This is a genomic window from Fibrobacter sp. UWR3, from assembly GCF_900143055.1.
Classification (GTDB): Bacteria; Fibrobacterota; Fibrobacteria; order Fibrobacterales; family Fibrobacteraceae; genus Fibrobacter.
This window is the reverse complement of record NZ_FRCW01000003.1, coordinates 167,002-182,485: the sequence shown is the minus strand read 5'-3', so window position 1 is coordinate 182,485 and position 15,484 is coordinate 167,002. Positions and strand designations below refer to the sequence as shown.

Annotated in this window: 14 protein-coding genes; 11 read left to right on the top strand and 3 right to left on the bottom strand. The window is 56.9% G+C overall.

The genetic code is table 11. The features are described from left to right. The first annotated feature begins 32 nt into the window (after positions 1–32). The 9 genes from BUA44_RS04845 (at position 33) to BUA44_RS04805 (ending at position 9,867) form a co-directional block, all read left to right on the top strand. On the top strand, positions 33–1,475 hold the full coding sequence (locus tag BUA44_RS04845) for a carboxypeptidase regulatory-like domain-containing protein (protein ID WP_072809204.1): 1,443 nt from the start codon (positions 33–35) through the stop codon (positions 1,473–1,475). A gap of 98 nt (positions 1,476–1,573) precedes the next feature. Further along, on the top strand, positions 1,574–2,992 hold the full coding sequence (locus tag BUA44_RS04840) for an ATP-binding cassette domain-containing protein (RefSeq protein WP_072809202.1): 1,419 nt from the start codon (positions 1,574–1,576) through the stop codon (positions 2,990–2,992). Between the two features lie 2 nt (positions 2,993–2,994). Next, complete coding sequence (locus BUA44_RS04835) at positions 2,995–4,119, top strand: Mrp/NBP35 family ATP-binding protein (protein ID WP_072809200.1); 1,125 nt, start codon at positions 2,995–2,997, stop codon at positions 4,117–4,119. Continuing rightward, a complete protein-coding gene (locus BUA44_RS04830) occupies positions 4,116–4,412 on the top strand; it encodes a DUF971 domain-containing protein (protein WP_072809198.1) in 297 nt (98 codons plus the stop codon). Before BUA44_RS04835 ends, BUA44_RS04830 begins: the two co-directional genes overlap by 4 nt. A 54-nt stretch (positions 4,413–4,466) precedes the next feature. Then, positions 4,467–5,315, top strand: coding sequence for a sigma-70 family RNA polymerase sigma factor (locus BUA44_RS04825; protein ID WP_072809196.1), 849 nt, complete (start codon positions 4,467–4,469; stop codon positions 5,313–5,315). Continuing rightward, on the top strand, positions 5,315–7,030 hold the full coding sequence (locus BUA44_RS04820; protein ID WP_072809193.1) for a tetratricopeptide repeat protein: 1,716 nt from the start codon (positions 5,315–5,317) through the stop codon (positions 7,028–7,030). Before BUA44_RS04825 ends, BUA44_RS04820 begins: the two co-directional genes overlap by 1 nt. 122 nt (positions 7,031–7,152) lie before the next feature. Next, positions 7,153–9,072, top strand: a complete 1,920-nt coding sequence (locus tag BUA44_RS04815; RefSeq protein ID WP_072809191.1) for a tetratricopeptide repeat protein — start codon at positions 7,153–7,155, stop codon at positions 9,070–9,072. An 8-nt stretch (positions 9,073–9,080) separates the two neighbouring features. After that, positions 9,081–9,512: a septal ring lytic transglycosylase RlpA family protein gene (locus BUA44_RS04810; RefSeq protein ID WP_072809189.1), complete on the top strand. Its 432-nt coding sequence runs from the start codon at positions 9,081–9,083 to the stop codon at positions 9,510–9,512. A 127-nt stretch (positions 9,513–9,639) separates the two neighbouring features. After that, on the top strand, positions 9,640–9,867 hold the full coding sequence (locus BUA44_RS04805; protein WP_072809186.1) for a hypothetical protein: 228 nt from the start codon (positions 9,640–9,642) through the stop codon (positions 9,865–9,867). Between the two features lie 55 nt (positions 9,868–9,922). Here BUA44_RS04805 and BUA44_RS04800 read toward each other — a convergent pair whose 3' ends face one another. Both BUA44_RS04800 and prfA read right to left on the bottom strand, forming a co-directional pair. Beyond that, positions 9,923–10,909, bottom strand: a complete 987-nt coding sequence (locus BUA44_RS04800) for a N5-glutamine methyltransferase family protein (protein ID WP_178348740.1) — start codon at positions 10,907–10,909, stop codon at positions 9,923–9,925. Positions 10,910–10,952: 43 nt separating this feature from the next. Next, complete coding sequence (gene prfA / locus BUA44_RS04795) at positions 10,953–12,020, bottom strand: peptide chain release factor 1 (protein WP_072809183.1); 1,068 nt, start codon at positions 12,018–12,020, stop codon at positions 10,953–10,955. A 62-nt stretch (positions 12,021–12,082) separates the two neighbouring features. Here prfA and BUA44_RS04790 point away from each other — a divergent pair, with 62 nt between their 5' ends. Further along, on the top strand, positions 12,083–12,793 hold the full coding sequence (locus BUA44_RS04790) for a hypothetical protein (protein WP_072809181.1): 711 nt from the start codon (positions 12,083–12,085) through the stop codon (positions 12,791–12,793). 12 nt (positions 12,794–12,805) lie between these two features. Continuing rightward, positions 12,806–13,615 carry a tRNA (N6-threonylcarbamoyladenosine(37)-N6)-methyltransferase TrmO gene (tsaA, locus tag BUA44_RS04785; RefSeq protein WP_072809178.1) on the top strand — a complete coding sequence of 270 codons (810 nt, stop codon included), beginning with the start codon at positions 12,806–12,808 and terminating at the stop codon, positions 13,613–13,615. Here the strand turns inward: tsaA and BUA44_RS04780 are convergent. Beyond that, positions 13,590–15,374 carry an ATP-dependent nuclease gene (locus BUA44_RS04780; protein ID WP_072809643.1) on the bottom strand — a complete coding sequence of 595 codons (1,785 nt, stop codon included), beginning with the start codon at positions 15,372–15,374 and terminating at the stop codon, positions 13,590–13,592. The genes tsaA and BUA44_RS04780 overlap by 26 nt on opposite strands. Positions 15,375–15,484 lie beyond the last annotated feature (110 nt).

The following is a 15,484-nucleotide window of genomic DNA, read 5'->3' as shown; positions in this document are numbered from 1 at the left end:
GTACCAGGTGTTACTCTAAAGGAGTGTTTGGTATGAAACATACTCTATGGACAGGTGTGTCCTTCGGCGTCGCCATGGCTATTTCTGCCATTGCGGCAAATGCATTTACCCTTACAGGCAAGGTGAAAGACGAAAGTGGGGCGGCTGTCCAGGACGCTGACGTTACCCTTGTCCAGAAGAAACTCAGTACAAAGACGGATGCCGATGGCGTGTTCTCCTTCCAAGGGGAAGACCCGCAGGCCCTGACAATGGCGAACTCCGGTATGGTTGGTTCCCTGTCCGTGAATAACGGCGTGCTTTCGTACTCGCAGAGTTCCAGCGCTCCGGTGCAGGTGCAGATTTTCGACATGGTGGGCAACCGCCTGCTCAACGAAACCCTGTACGGTACGGGTTCTGTCGACATGAAGGCTTCCGTGAAGGCGCACGGTACGTATTTCGCCCGCGTCCGCGTGGGGAGCGCCCAGCAGAATTTCAAGTTCACCGCCGATGGAAGTTTTAACGCCTCCTTCGGTGACAAGACTTCCGCAAAGGCTCTCCTCAAGATTGACAACTCCGATATCTTGCGCGTCGTCAAGGATGGTTTCGACACGCTCAGCGTGAAACTCTACAACCTTGATACCAACCTCACGCTCACGCTCAAGAAGAAGGTCGCTCAGCCGCAGTATGCCTACGGTTGGGGCCTCAAGAACGATCCGGTGCCCACACGTGGTTGCGGCAAGACCTGGAACCGCGTGAAGAACGGCAGTTACGAATTCCAGTGGAGCAAGGGCAAGCGTACCATCCGTATCGACATTCCTGACAATTACGACAACAAGAAACCGTACAAGCTCATTTTCGGCATGCACTGCATGGGCGGCTGGGCCGGTGGTGTGCAGCAGGAAGGCTACTATGGCCTCAAGCCGCTTGATACCCAGAAGACTGCCATCTATGTCGCTCCCGAAGGCAACGGAAATCAGGCCCCGTGGGGTCAGGATGACTACCTGCTCTTCGATGAACTCCTGGCCGATTTGCAGAGCAATCTTTGCATTGACTCGAGCCGCGTGTTCTCTACGGGCTTCAGCTACGGTTCTATGTTCAGTAACGGCCTTTCCTGGAACCACCAGGATGTGCTCCGTGCAGTTGCCGTGTACGAGACTGCAGAACGCAACATCTGGCTCCCGCAGCGCAAGAAGATGGGCATCGGCTGGATGGGCGTGCTCGGCCTGCAAGATGACCTTTGCCGCCCTGAAATGGGTCGCGCCGCTCGTGACATCATCCTGGAACTCAACTCCGAAAACGGCAAGGCCAAGAATGAAAAGGCTCAGGAATACGGTGGCAGTGGTCCGCACGTCTGCTACGATTACACGACAGTTGAAGAACGCTTCCCGGTCCGTTGGTGCACGCAGAATGGCGGCCACATCTGGGACCACAAGGATCCTGGTCAGAACAAGTCCTGGGTTCCGCAGGCCACATGGGAATTCTTCAGCAAGTTCTAGAAAGTTCACACATCCACACTCCAATAACCTTCCTGGCTTTACGGCCGGGGAGGTTTTTTGATTAACCCTCTCTTGTCTCATTTTCTATCTTTGTATATATGGAATTCAAGCGTTTTGAAGCTCTGATTGAGATGTTCCCGCAGGTGCAGATTTTCAGCACCGAGGGGGAGGACCTTGACCGGGTCATTACTCATTTTTTGAACCAGCGGAAGAATGTTTCCACGATGTCGGAAGCGATGCAGCGGAAAATCCAGCATGCGCTGGCTCCGTTTTTCCAGCAGCGATTCATCAGCCTGCACGACGAGGAAGCCCCGCTGGTGCGTCACCTGCTGTTGAAAAAGAAATTCTTCTTGCAGACGGACCGCTACATCGATGACATGGCATGGCCGGAGACGGACCCGGACAAGCTGGAAGAAGCCTTGAAGATTGCTGACCTTTCCGAGGAATTTCTCAACCGCAAACTGCTTAGCCTCTCGAACGGGGAACTGCGCCGTGTGTTGCTTGCCCGCATGTGGATGGAAAACCCGGAATGGGTCTACTTCAATGATTTGTTCGGAGGGCTAGATCCGGAGTACCGCAGGCACCTTGCCGCAAGCGTGGTGGAACTCTGCAGGCGCCCGGGCCTGAAAGTTGCCGTGCGCCTTGCCCGCGAAGATGAACTGCTCCCGGAAATTCCCGCGTTCGTGTATGCGAACAAGACCTTCACGCAATATGAAGGCGAGTTGCCTTCCGAAGTCGCGAAGCCGAAATTTACGAAGGCGGAACTGAAGGATTACGAGATTGTTGAGCTTAGACGAAAGACGATAGACGAAAGACGAAAGAGTGAGAATGCCGCTTTTCCTGATGACGCGGTGGGCGAAATCCTCTTCGATTTGAAGAATGTCAATGTACAGTTCGGCGATACGACGGTGCTCAAGAACCTGAACTGGACGGTGCGCAAGGGCGAACACTGGGCGGTCATGGGCGAGAACGGTGCCGGCAAGAGCACTCTCCTCGGGATGCTTACCGCAGATCACCCGCAAATCTACAAGAATGACATTACTTTGTTGGGAATGCGCCCGGGCCATGGCCTCAACATCTGGGACCACAAGGCGAAACTCGGGTTCTTCTCGCCGGAGCTCGCGCTCCAGTACCGCGAGGACTTGAACCTGCAAGAGGTGCTGTGCACGGGCTTTACCGCGAATTTATGCAAGGCGGAAAATACCACTTGGGAAGAACGCGCGAAGGCGAAGGAGTGGCTTACGTACCTGGGCTTTGACGATGTGGAGGCGCGCTACCGCAACCTCTCTCCCATCGACAAGCGCGTAATCCTCATGGCGCGTGCGGCAATCCGCCCGCCCGAGGTTCTGCTGCTCGACGAACCCACGCAGGGCCTCAAGGGCGAGTACCGCGAAAAGATTTTTAACTTGTTGCAGCTGCTTTCGAAGGAGACGACCATCATCCTGGTGAGCCACTACGAAGAGGAATGGCCCCCCTGCATGACGCACCTCCTCCGCATGCCCAAATTCTCGGGGTGATTATGCAATTGAACGAACAGAACATACTGAATGCCTTGCAGGCGGTCCAGGACCCTGACCTGCACAAGAATGTCGTGGAACTGAACTTTGTCCAGAACCTGAAGATAGAGGGCGACAGGGTGAGTTTCGACCTGCGGCTCACGACGCCCGCATGCCCCATCCGCGACAAGTTCAAGGACCAGTGCATCGCCATCGTGAAAAGCCTCGGTGCAAGCGAGGTGAATGTGACGTTTACCGCGCAGGGCCGCGTGGGCGAGGGCAATACCGCAGCGCAGGCACCGAAGGTGTCCTACATCAATGAGGTCGCACACGTGGTCGCGGTAGCGAGCGGGAAGGGCGGCGTCGGCAAGTCTACGGTAACGGCGAACCTCGCGATGGCGCTCAGCCTCTCGGGTGCCCGCGTGGGTATCCTCGACGCCGACATTTACGGCCCCTCCATGGGCCTCATGTTCGGCATCGACCGCGCTCCCGAGGTGTTCGAGGACAACACGATTGCGCCGGTCGAGGCGAAGGGCGGAATCAGCATCGTAAGCATGTGCATGTTCGCGGACAGCGACAAGGCGACCATCTGGCGCGGCCCGATGGTCTCGCAGATGATCCAGCACTTTATCCACCACGTGCGGTGGGGCAAGCTCGACTACCTGCTGGTGGATTTCCCCCCAGGAACGGGCGACATACAGCTCACCCTCACGCAGAACTGCCCGATGGCGGGTGCCGTCGTGGTGACTACCCCGCAGGAGGTGGCGCTCGCCGACTGCCGCAAGGGGCTCGCGATGTTCGACAGCGTGGGCGTACCCGTAGTGGGCGTCGTCGAGAACATGAGCTATTTTATTTGCGATCAGTGCGGCAAGCACCACAACATATTCCGCCAGGGTGGCGGTGACCGCATTGCGAAAAGCTGGGGCGTACCGCTCATCGCGAAGGTGCCTCTTGAACCTGCGGTTGCCGATTGCGGCGACGAGGGAACTCCGGCCGTGCTCCGGTACCCGAACTCCGAATCGGCGAAGGCATTCTTGCAGGCGGCCGATGCGACGGTCCGGACTCTATCAATGTTTGCCGCCGAAGGTGACAAGGTGCTCAAGAATTTCAATTACGAGTTCGCGGAACTGCCGGAGGAAGAAGTATGATTCAGCCCAAGAAGATTTTCAGGACAAAGGATGGCAAGCTTGGGTTCGAGTGGAACGACGGTACGCGAGGTGCGTGCTCGGTACGTGAACTTCGCCTGGCGTGCCCGTGTGCCCTCTGTGTCGATGAACATACCGGCAAAAAACTGCTTGACGATTCCACCGTTCCTGCCGATATAAAGTTAGAGAGGGTACAATCCATCGGTCGCTATGCTGCGGGGCTAACCTTCAGTGATGGTCACAACTCGGGAATTTACCCTTACGACAAGTTGAAAGAATTGACGAAAAAGGCGTAAAAAACCATATTTGTTTGACCGAAAGGTTATGGAAGATAGATAGGTGCAAAGTTTATGAGTGATTTTAACGAAGCGCTTTATTTTCGCGACTTAAATCGCTACCCGACCCTCTCCCCGCAGGAGGAGATGGCCTTGTTGACGATTATCCGGTCGGACGAGAGTGAAGAAATCCGCAAGTCGGCCCTCCAGCGGCTCATTCGCGGCAATCTCCGCTTCGTGGTCAGCGTCGCCCGCAAGTACCAGGGCCGCGGCCTCGCCCTTCTCGATCTCATCAACGAAGGCAACCTCGGTCTTTTCAAGGCGGCCAAGCGTTTTGACATGGAAAAGGACGTGAAGTTCATTTCCTATGCCGTGTGGTGGATCCGTCAGTCTATCCAGAAGGCCCTGTTTGAACAGGTGGGCTCGGTCCGCATCCCGCCCAACAAGCTTGCCCTGGTAAACCGCTTCAAGCGAGCGCTCATGCTCAACGGCGGCGACTACGACAAGACTATCTCCATGGAAGAATTTGCCCCGTTCGAAAAGGATATCGTCGAGGTCATGGAAAAGATCGTCGATATCTCGCTCGACGCCCCGATTGGTGACGATGTCGGTGGCGGCAGCGCCGACTCGGTAAGTACGCTCATGGACGTGCTCGGTACCGACGGCAACCAGGACGACGACATGGAGAAGGAAGAGCGCAAGAAGCTCATCCAGGAAACGCTCGCCTCGCTCCCGCGTCGCGAAGAAGAAATTTTGCGCATGTTCTACGGTCTCGACACCGTGGAAGATACGACCCTCAAGGATATTGGCGAAGACCTGCGCCTAAGCCGCGAACGCGTCCGCCAGATCAAGAACAAGACCTTGCGTCGCTTGCAGAAGAGCAAGGAACACAAAGAAAAACTCGCTGACTTCCTGGAGCTTTAATGTCTCGATCATCGGCATCGGCCCGTAAGGCCGCGTACTGGTTCCTGGCAGTTTGCTGCGGAGCCCTCCTTGCACTTGGCGGCTTTAGACTGTACGATGAATTCGGCCCGACGAGGGTTTCTGTCGAGGCGGTGCCGTTCGGGCTCCCGGCCGGCACGTCGGTCGTGCGTGGCGATACCCCCGATTTCGATGCGGGACTGTCTTCGCTCCCGGTGCAGACCCAGGCCGAACTGCGCCGTGCGGTGGAACTTTCCCGCAGCGGCAACTACCAGGCGGCTGTCGAAATTTTCGAAGCGATTGTCATGATCTACCCGGACGTCCTGAAAGTCCAGTGGGAGGAACTTAATACTTTGTTCGAAATGGATTCGCTGTCTGACCGCGACGAGTTCCGCATGAAGCAGTTTGCCGACATGCTCCAGAACAGGTTCTTGAATACGGGCGTGGCGAGGTATATCGAGAGTAGGCTCGCCTACCGCATGTCGAACCCGACACTTGCGCAACAGCTCGCGCAGGTCGCGGTCGAGAAGGCCCCTGCACTTTACGATGCGCGTTTGTGGCTGGCCCGCCTCCTCCTTCAGGAAGGCAGGCTCGCGCAGGCTTCCGTGGAGGGCCGCACGGCGATAAGCCTCTCTGTGGGTGCGGACCCGCGTGCCTACGAGATTATGGCGAAACTCTATCACGACCAGGGCCTGCTGGACAGTTGCTCCGCCCTCGTGGAATATGCGCTCACGCAGTTCCCGGTCGATATGGAACTACACCTGCTGCAGGGCTACCTCGCCGAATATCGCGGGCATTTCGATGCCGCCGACAAGATATACCAGCGCATGCTCGCGTTCAATCCGGATTTCCGCAAGGCTTCCGAGGCGCAAGCGACCCTCGGTGAAAAGTCCCCGCCGGGTGCAGGCGCTTCCGTGAACCTCACTCCGCGCGACCGCGCCCAGATGGCGGTAGATATCCTGATGCCGCTCGTGGATCGCTACCCCGAGAATCTCCCGCTGCGCGAGGCGCTCGGGCTTGCCTACCTGAAGGGGCGCGAGTTCGACCGAGCCCGCATCCAGTTCCAGGAAATCCTCAAGGCAGATCCCGAATATCCGGATATTCGCCTGCGCATCCAGGAAGCGAACGTCACGAAACCCGCCCCTGTTTCTGCGGCAGACGGGCTTGCCGCAAACCTGAACCGCGCCCTCGACAGCATCAAGGGGGCAAACCTCCCCACGAAGGAGCACGACTTCACGACGATGCTCGGACATTACCTTGTCCGCTATGGCGCTACCCCGGGCGAATTCTTCAAGAAATATGCCATCGGGAACTTCAGACCCATCCGTACCAACGTGTGGCAGGAATCGTTCTACGAGGCGCCCTACAAGCATACGTACACCATCGTGTTCGACTCGCTGAATCATTTCCGCGAGGTGCACGTGGTGGTGTTCGATTCTTCTGCAAAGTCGAACCACATGGGAATGGCGCCCGAAGTCTTTACGCGCCTCCTGAAGCAGAACTCGCGTATTTCCGGCATCGGGAGCAGCACCGGCGAAACCGATTGCGGCGATAGCACCGTCCTGGATGCCGCCGTGTGGGAAACGCAGGACAACTTCGAGATTCTCGCCCGCGTGGTGGGCAAGCCCGCCGAAGTCCGCATGGTCCGTTTCGACAAGACGGCGCTCCCGCCTGGCCTCAAGCTTTGCGACTACATCCCGTACCTGAAAGAATTCTAGAGTAAAATGTGTAATGTGGAATGTGTGATGTGTGATGGTTAATTACACATCCCACATCTTACATCCCACATTTCTTAATTAGGGTCTGTTTCCCGCTCCCTACTTTTTGTATCTTTATTCCCATGTTCCGCACCCGCTACATGGCGTATGCCCTGCTTGCTTTAGCAGCCTTCCTGTTCGAGGGCTGCACCTGCTGTGCGTACCTGAACCATATGTTCAATGCGGAACGCCTGTACGACGAGGCGGGCGAGATGCGCACCGCGCGTCTCGACAGCGTGCCCGATGCGGAGGCTTCGTCGCCTTCCAGCGAGGAACGCCAGAAGTACGACAAGGTTATCGAGAAGGGCTCCCGCGTGCTCGAACGCTTCCCCAAGAACAAGAAGCGTACCGCCGAGGCCGTGTTCCTTATCGGCGAATCCTTCCGGCACAAGGGCGAATGGGGCAAGGCGATTATCAAGTACGACGAGTTCGAACGCTATTTTGCCGATCACGACTCCATGCGTACCGTGGAATACCAGCGCGCCTACTGCCTTTACAGGAATCTTGAATACAACATCAGCCGCTTTGCGCTCGAGCCCGTAATTTCGGACAAGAACCACCCGTACTATTTTCAGGGCCTGAACCTGCTTTCCCTGCTGGACGAGCAGTCCGAACACCCGGACCAGGCCATCGAGGCTCTCGAGGCCGTGCTTGCCGATACTGCGGGAACGCCCTTCATGAAGGGCAAGGCGCATTTCCGGCTGGCGGGGCTCTACTACAAGAAAGAAAACTGGGACAAGGCCCGCGAGCATTACAAGGCAAAGGAAATCGAACTGCTGAACGTGCGCGAACGCCAGACTGCGGGCGAGCAGGCGGCGGAATGCCTTATCAACAAGCAGGAGTTTTTGAAGGGCGCCGACGAGTACAAGGAACTCTACAAGAATCCCGAGTACGAATCCAAGAAGGCGGAATACCTGGTGCGCATAGGCGAGGCTACCTTGATGGGAGGGCGCTACCCGGATGCGTTCGTGATTTTCCAGAAGGTGAATACGGAATACCCGCGTTCGACGGCTGCCTCGCGCAGTTACTACAACCTGGGCGACTACGAGCAGAACAAGACGCTCGACTACGAGAAGGCGATTGTCTACTACGACTCGAGCTTTGTTTCGAGGAGCATTTCGGAATGGGCGAAGAAAAGCCGTGAACGCAGGGATGCCTTGCGGAGGCTTATTGCCCTGCGCGGGCAGAGCGACGATATGAAGAAGGATTCCATTCCGAACATGGACCGCTTCTTCGGTACGGAATTCCAGATTGCGGAACTGTTCCTTTTCAAGCTTTCGGAAGTGGACAGCGCGATTGCGCGCCTCACGAACATTATTGAGAGCACGGACGATTCCGCGAAGGTGTTGCGAGCATCGTATGCGAGGGCGTTTATCTACGACGAGTTCAAGGGCGACGTCGATACGGCCGAGGAACTCTACAAGGAAGTTATCGAGAAGTTCCCGAACACCGAGTACGCGAAGCAGGCGCAGGTGAACCTAGGTATGAAGGTGACGGTGAAGACTCCCGACGACGAGGCGCGCGAGATGTACATGCGTGCGGAAAGCCTGTGGACGATTGCCTCGGAAATGCCGCTTGACCAGATGGAACTTGTGGATACCGCGTATGCGACTGCTTTCTATGTGTTCGATAGCCTGTACCAGCAGTATCCCGAGACGGAGGCCGGCATACAGGCGCTCTACATGAAGGCAATCTATTTCCAGATGAACCCCGAACGCCTGGACAGTGCTGCGGCGGTTTACAGGGTACTGCGCGACAAGCATGGCCGTACCCGCTGGGGCCAGCAGGCGGCGAGCGTCTTGAATACGCGGCTCAAGCTTTCCGAGATGGACTTGGAACGCCTGCGCAAGCGCGTAGCCCAGAGCCTTGAGCATATTGACCGGCTTTCGGCGCAGTATTACGAGTCGCTTGCGAAGAAGCCCGAAGAGAAGAAGGCCGAGGTCAAGAGCAAGGAAGACGAGGTTCTTGAGAATACGTACAACAGCATGTACGATTTCGAGTAGGGGCTTACGTGCGTTTTTTTAGCCTGTTGGTTTGCCTTGCGGTTTTGCTTTCGGGTTGTGCTGCCGGTAACGCGAAGATTGCTTCGCGCAAGGGCTACGTGCGGTTTCCGGAAAAACAGTATGCCTCGGGCGAAAAGGCGGAAATTGGCCTCAAGATTAAGGGCGAGGCAAGTTACTACGGACCCGGATTCCATGGCAAGCAGACTGCGAGTGGCGAGATTTTTGATCAGGATGACTATACGTGTGCGCACAAGAGCCTGCCCTTTGGCACAAAGCTCAAGGTGGTGCGGGTCGATAACGGCAGTAGCGTCGTGGTGCGCGTGAACGACCGCGGGCCATACGTGGACGGGCGCATTCTTGATCTGAGTGTCGCCGCCGGCAAGAAAATCGGGCTCGACAAGGTCGGGCATGCCGAGGTTGTCGCGACCGTCATTGAATAATTTTTTTTGAAAAAATTTAGTGAAATGCCGAAAATGTCATATTATGACATTCTATGATTCTATATTTTACTGCACAGAGAAGCACTTGAACGTTTGTGTGCTTCTCTTTGAGAAAAAGAGGTAAAATATGGATAGAAAGTACAGGTTTAACAACATGGCGCGCGCCTACAGGCTTCCCGAGAAGAACCTGTGGGATTCCGGCTTTTCCGTGTTCAAGCGCCGTATCGGCGAGCAGTTGCAGATGAACGGCATCGACGGATCCCTCGCTGACGACGAGACCCTGCTCCCGTTCTACCGTATGGGAGAGAGCGAAACCTACGTGCTTTCTGCCTTCGGTTGCCCTGTTGGGGTGTAACCCGCCGTCATCCTCGCCGCGCAGCGGTGGGGATCCATGCGGTTTATACCTGTGCTTATTTAGCCTTGTAGCTGACGAAACGGACGTTCCCGCAGAAGTCCTTGTGGCTTCCGGTAAATTCAAGCCAGGGGTAGTTGTCGGCTTCCGCCTCGAGCATGGGGGCCTGTTCCGAACCGATTTCCAGGAAAATCGGGGCGCCCGCGCTCATCCTGCCTTCGGTCTGCTGGAGCATCTTGCGCACGAGCGTGAGTCCGTCGGGTCCACCGTATAGGGCGAGTTCCGGGTCGAACTTGTCTACCTCGGGCTGGAGTTTTCCCTTTTCGCCATCGGGTATGTAGGGAAGGTTCGCGATAAGGCAGTCAATTTTAGGCGAGGTCGCTGATAAGGTTGGTGAGCCTGCCGAACCAGCCGAAGCGCCGGCAACCTTCGCCACGATGTCGCCCGTTACGGCGTCCAGCAGGTCACCCTGCGCGAATTGCAGGGAACCCGCAGTTTTTTCGCCCGCAGTGCTGCTATCGCCGGCGGCTGCGGAACTGGTCGTGGCGGCGTTGGTATCGAGCCCGTTTGCAGCTGCATTCTCGCGGGCAAGCGCGAGCGCGTCGTTAGAAATATCTGTCGCGAGGACCTTCGCGCCCTCGATCTCCTTCGCGCAGGCAATCGCGATTGCTCCCGTGCCCGTACCCACTTCGACGATGAACGGGGCCGTAACGCCTTCCAGCGATTTCTTCGCCATGTCGACGAGTTCCTCGGTTTCCGGGCGCGGGACCAGCGCACGCGTGTCGCACTTGATGATGTGCCCGCGGAAGCTCGTGTCGCCTATGATGTGCTGCAGCGGTTCGCGGTTCGCGCGGCGCGCTACCAGCGGGCGGAGCGTGTCGAGTTCGGCTGCGGTCAGGGGCTTCTCGAAGTTCAGGTACAGGTCCATGCGGTTTTTCATGCCGAGGCCGTAGCTGATGATGTATTCCGCATCGAGGCGCGCGTCGGGCACGCCCTTCTTCTCGAAGAAGACTTTGGTGCGGTTCAGAATTTCTAGTACGGTCATCTGCGGCATTTTCTTGTCATGCCCGCGAAGGCGGGCATCTCCTTTAAGCGTTGAACTTCCCGAGTTTCTCCTGCGCGTTGGCCATCTGGAGCCCGTTGATGATTTCATCCAGGTCACCGGTGATGACCTTGTCCAGGTTGTACAGCGTAAGGCCGATACGGTGGTCGGTCACGCGGTTCTGCGGGAAGTTGTACGTGCGGATCTTGGCGCTACGGTCGCCGGTACCCACGAGGGCCTTGCGGCTCGCCGCCTCTTCCTGTTCCTTCTTCGCGATGACGGCGTCCAGAATCTTGGAGCGCAGCATTTCCATGGCGTGCAGGCGGTTCTGCAGCTGGCTGCGTTCGGTCTGGCAGCTCACTACCACGCCTGTCGGGATATGGGTGAGTCGCACGGCGGAGTCCGTCTTGTTGATGTACTGGCCGCCGGCGCCCGAAGAGCGGTAAGTGTCCATGTGGATGTCTGCCTCGCGGATTTCCACGTCGACTTCTTCTGCCTCGGGCAGGATTGCGACGGTCGCGGCAGAGGTATGCACGCGGCCCTGCGTCTCGGTTTCGGGAACGCGCTGCACGCGGTGCACGCCGCTCTCGAACTTGAGCGTCCCGTACACGCTGTCGCCTTCGATGAACACGCGGATTTCCTTGTAGCCGCCCACGGTGCCTTCGCTCGCATCCTGGATGGTCATCTTCCAGCCCATGCGGCTGCAGTAACCCTGGTACATGCGGAACAGGTCGCCTGCGAAGAGCGCCGATTCGTCACCGCCGGTACCGCCGCGGATTTCAAGAGTCGCGTTGCGGTAGTCCCACGGGTCCTTCGGCACCATCAGAATCTGCAGTTCGTCGGTGACTTCCGGCAGCTTCTTTTCGATATCCGAAATTTCGGATTTTGCCATCGCGACCATCTCGGGATCCGGGTCTCCGAGTGCCGCCTTGTATTCGGCGAGGTCGTTTACCAGTTGCAGGTATTCCTTCGCCTTCTGTACGGCCTTCTCGATACCCTTGTACTGCTTGTGAATCTTGTTGTAACGGGCCTGGTCGGCGAGAACGTCCGGGTTCCCGAGTTCCGATTCCAGTTCCTCGTACTTTTCAATCAGTTTTTGAGCCTTGTCTTTCATCGGATGCAAATTTAGAAATTTTACTAGATTTATCGTAGCGTATATAAGCAAAAGGAGGCACTATGAAATATGGAAAGATGATGGCGGGGGTGTTGCTGCTGTGGTCGCTTGCGATGGTGGCCTGTTCGGACGATTCTTCTACGGGGCCGTCGCTGGAAGAAATCCTGGCCGAATATTCCGTCGCCTATGAATTTGACGATCCGGCGAATGTGGGCGAGGACTTCTTCGGGAATAACAATGCCGTTTTGGATGAAGACATGCCTGCCGTAAAGGTGGAGGACGGAACCCTTGTGCTTGACGGAACTTCGGGCCTGCGCATTCCCCTGAGCGACTCTTTCAAGAGCTATTACTTTGCCTTTGAAGTCCGCTTTATGCCGACAGACACTTTGCCGCTCTCTAATATCTTTTCGGCAGACCCTCCGGGTAGCGGGGTGAGCGGCTGGATGCTCCGTCTTGACGGTTCGGAACTGAACTTCCATATCCGGCATGGTTCGGATAATTGGACGATTCTTTCGGCGGGGAATGTATCCCTGAACGAATGGCACGTTGCCCGGGTGGAATTCAGGGTTGCAGATGCGGGCGGTTTGGCTGTGGAGGAGTATGATTTGACCGTATCCCTGGACGGGAAGGTGAGTGCCACGAAAAGGCTTAGTGCCGATGTTGCCGACTTGAAGTTTGATTTGGGAATCGGCTATGACCCGCATCATCAGTCGCGGTACGAAGACCGCTTCTTTATCGGTAAAATCGACTACATCCGCTACGGGAATAGGTAATAGTTCTCCTGCATGCAAGTCAGCCCGATAGGTACATTTTTCGGCGATGCCGTCTACAAGTACGAGGCTCCTCGGCAGGGGCGTCTGTTTGCAGGGCATCCGGGCCGCATTGAACTGAATGCGGGGCAGAACTTCGAGATGGCGCTCCGCGACCTGGATGGTTTCGAACGCATCTGGGTCATATTCCAGTTCCACGAGAACGTGGGATGGCGCCCGACGACGCGCCCGCCGGTACCGCCCAAGGGGAAGGATCGCGTAGGCACCTTTGCGAGCCGTAGCCCTTACCGTCCGAACCCTATCGGGCTCAGTTGCGTACGCCTTTTGAAAATTGATGGCCTTACTTTGTATGTAGACGAAGCGGATTTGCTGAACGGCACTCCGGTGCTCGACATCAAGCCGTATATCCCGATGGCGGATGCCTTCCCGGATGCGAAGGCTGGCTGGGTCGAGGAACAGGAAGGCGACTTGTGGACGGTACTTGCCGACGCCCCCTTCGATGCACAGAACCGCTGGATTGCGGAACGCAGCGATTTTGATCTGGAAAGTTTTGCACGGGTGCAACTTTCCCGCGGGAATTTTTCGAAGGGTGTTTTCGACAGCACTCGCCGGCGCTTGACCGTTGACGAATCCGCACATACGGGAGTGCTGGCCTACCGCACTTTCCGCATCCACTTTACCTACGACGATACGGCGCGCGTTGTTTGCCTGCAACGCGTGTCAAGCGGCTATACTGCCGAAGAGTTGCAAGAAGGCACCGAAGACAAGTACGGCGACAAGCAACTTCACCGCGACTTCATTACACTTCCCGACTTCCGTCGATAATCCACTGGCAGAGCGCCTCAATGCCCTCGTAGTCGGGGAGGTTCTTGACGAAGTTCTGCCCCTTGCAGCGCTCGATGAAGTTGCTCCATGCGGTCTCGTTCTTGGCCTCGAGCCCGAGATGTTCTTCGATGGCGCCCTTCGTCCATACCCATATTCCCTGCTGGCGCAGCTTCATGTGGATGCTCTTGATGGGTGTCTCCGCCTCGGGCATGGCGGCCATCATGGCGTATGCCTTCGATGCGGAGATGTTACTGTGCTTGCTCACGGGCCTTCCGTTCACGAGCCGCAGGTGGTTGTGGAACGCGAGTTCGCGGAACAGGTTCGTGCAGTACCTTATGTCGGGGTCGTTCGGCTCCAGGAATCCGTCGCGGGTGGCCGTAGTGAAGGCGTAGTCCAGGTCCACGATGGCGCGCACGGGCATGTCCATCGCCGAAAGCACCTGCATGCTCTTGCGGGTATTGCTCACGCCTCCCTGGCGCACGAGTGCACATTTGATGAGGGCGAAACTTTGCCCCGTCAGGCGTTCGAAGAGTGCGGGCAGCACGCGCCATTCCGTCTTGCCTTCGGTCAAAAGCACGTAGTCGGCGAAAAGCAGTTCGTTGCTGTTGCTTAGGCTGAACAGCATCTGCAGCTGGCTCGGCGCATCCTGGATAACCTGGTGCACGGCATCTTCCATTCGCTTGCGCATGTAGGTGCCGCGTTCCTTGTTCTTGCGGATGAGTAGCGACGTGCTCACGTCTTCGCTCGTGACCATCTGCGCGGAATGTGTCGCGTATATCACCTGGTAGCCCTCGTTCGAGAGGTTCTTGAGGGCGACGCGTATGAGTTCTACCGCTTGCGGGTGCAGGTACAGTTCCGGCGAGTCGATGAGCAGCATGGTGCGGCTCAGGTAATGGTTGTTGTGGTGCTTCTTGATTTCGGCGAGGTAGCGCACGAGTGCCATCTGTATGGCGCGCTGGCTCCCCGCTCCCATGCGGTTTATATCGCGCTCGAAACCGTCGTCCTCGTCAATCACCTTGAGGGTTGCGTTCTTGAGGAAGGTTTCCAGCGTGGGAATGGGAATGTCGAGTTCCACGCGCACGCTCGGGAACAGCGGCTTCAGTTTCTCGTTCACGTCGCGGTCGAAGCTCTGGATTTCGGCGGCTTGGTTTTCGCCGCCCGGGCTCAGCATGTCGCTGAACTTGCTCAGGATGTCGTTGAATTCCCCGCCGAAGCGCCTTTCGAGCGGCTTGAATATTTCGTGCAAAAGCTTGGTGAACGCCTGGTTGCCCTCGAAATCCCAGATGGCGATGGGCTCGGGGAAAAGCCTGCGGAATGCGTGCCGGAAGGCGTCGGAACAGCGGACCCAGTCCTTGCGGCGTTCCGTCTTGCGGTTCGTGGGCACAAATGCCCACAGTTCCACGTTCTCGGGAACTTCGCCGGGAACGCGCTGCACCTTCTTTACGCGCATGGAGCCGTTGTTCAGGAACGGGGTAATTTCGGCGGCCTTCTCTTCGCCGAGGCGGTTGAGCACCGTTTCGGAAATCCCCTCGAAGAGTCCTTCCACTTCTACGGGCTGGTTCGGGTCGTCGAAGAACGAGATGTCGAGCGAAAATTTCGACAGGAGCCAGCGGATGCCCATCAATATATTCGTCTTGCCCGCGTTGTTGTAGCCGATAAGCGCGGTAATCCCGCTGAGCGGGAACGTCTGCCGCTGGATGGAACGCAGGTTCGAAATAGTAATCTCTGAAAGTCTGAGGGGCTGTGGCTGGGCTTGCATACCCTCAATATACATCAAGAATCGGCGAAAAGTTGCGTTTTTAACAAAAAAACACGTTTTTTTCACAAAAAAGCCGTTGTCTGCGGGCAACGGCAAGTTTTGGGGAATCG

Excerpts from the sequence above, each read along its gene's own strand:
- BUA44_RS04845 (WP_072809204.1), top strand. The coding sequence starts at position 33 with ATGAAACATACTCTATGGACAGGTGTGTCCTTCGGCGTCGCCATGGCT.
- BUA44_RS04840 (WP_072809202.1), top strand. The coding sequence starts at position 1,574 with ATGGAATTCAAGCGTTTTGAAGCTCTGATTGAGATGTTCCCGCAGGTG.
- BUA44_RS04835 (WP_072809200.1), top strand. The coding sequence starts at position 2,995 with ATGCAATTGAACGAACAGAACATACTGAATGCCTTGCAGGCGGTCCAG.
- BUA44_RS04830 (WP_072809198.1), top strand. The coding sequence starts at position 4,116 with ATGATTCAGCCCAAGAAGATTTTCAGGACAAAGGATGGCAAGCTTGGG.
- BUA44_RS04825 (WP_072809196.1), top strand. The coding sequence starts at position 4,467 with ATGAGTGATTTTAACGAAGCGCTTTATTTTCGCGACTTAAATCGCTAC.
- BUA44_RS04820 (WP_072809193.1), top strand. The coding sequence starts at position 5,315 with ATGTCTCGATCATCGGCATCGGCCCGTAAGGCCGCGTACTGGTTCCTG.
- BUA44_RS04815 (WP_072809191.1), top strand. The coding sequence starts at position 7,153 with ATGTTCCGCACCCGCTACATGGCGTATGCCCTGCTTGCTTTAGCAGCC.
- BUA44_RS04805 (WP_072809186.1), top strand. The coding sequence starts at position 9,640 with ATGGATAGAAAGTACAGGTTTAACAACATGGCGCGCGCCTACAGGCTT.
- BUA44_RS04800 (WP_178348740.1), bottom strand. The coding sequence starts at position 10,909 with ATGACCGTACTAGAAATTCTGAACCGCACCAAAGTCTTCTTCGAGAAG.
- prfA (WP_072809183.1), bottom strand. The coding sequence starts at position 12,020 with ATGAAAGACAAGGCTCAAAAACTGATTGAAAAGTACGAGGAACTGGAA.
- BUA44_RS04790 (WP_072809181.1), top strand. The coding sequence starts at position 12,083 with ATGAAATATGGAAAGATGATGGCGGGGGTGTTGCTGCTGTGGTCGCTT.
- tsaA (WP_072809178.1), top strand. The coding sequence starts at position 12,806 with ATGCAAGTCAGCCCGATAGGTACATTTTTCGGCGATGCCGTCTACAAG.
- BUA44_RS04780 (WP_072809643.1), bottom strand. The coding sequence starts at position 15,374 with ATGCAAGCCCAGCCACAGCCCCTCAGACTTTCAGAGATTACTATTTCG.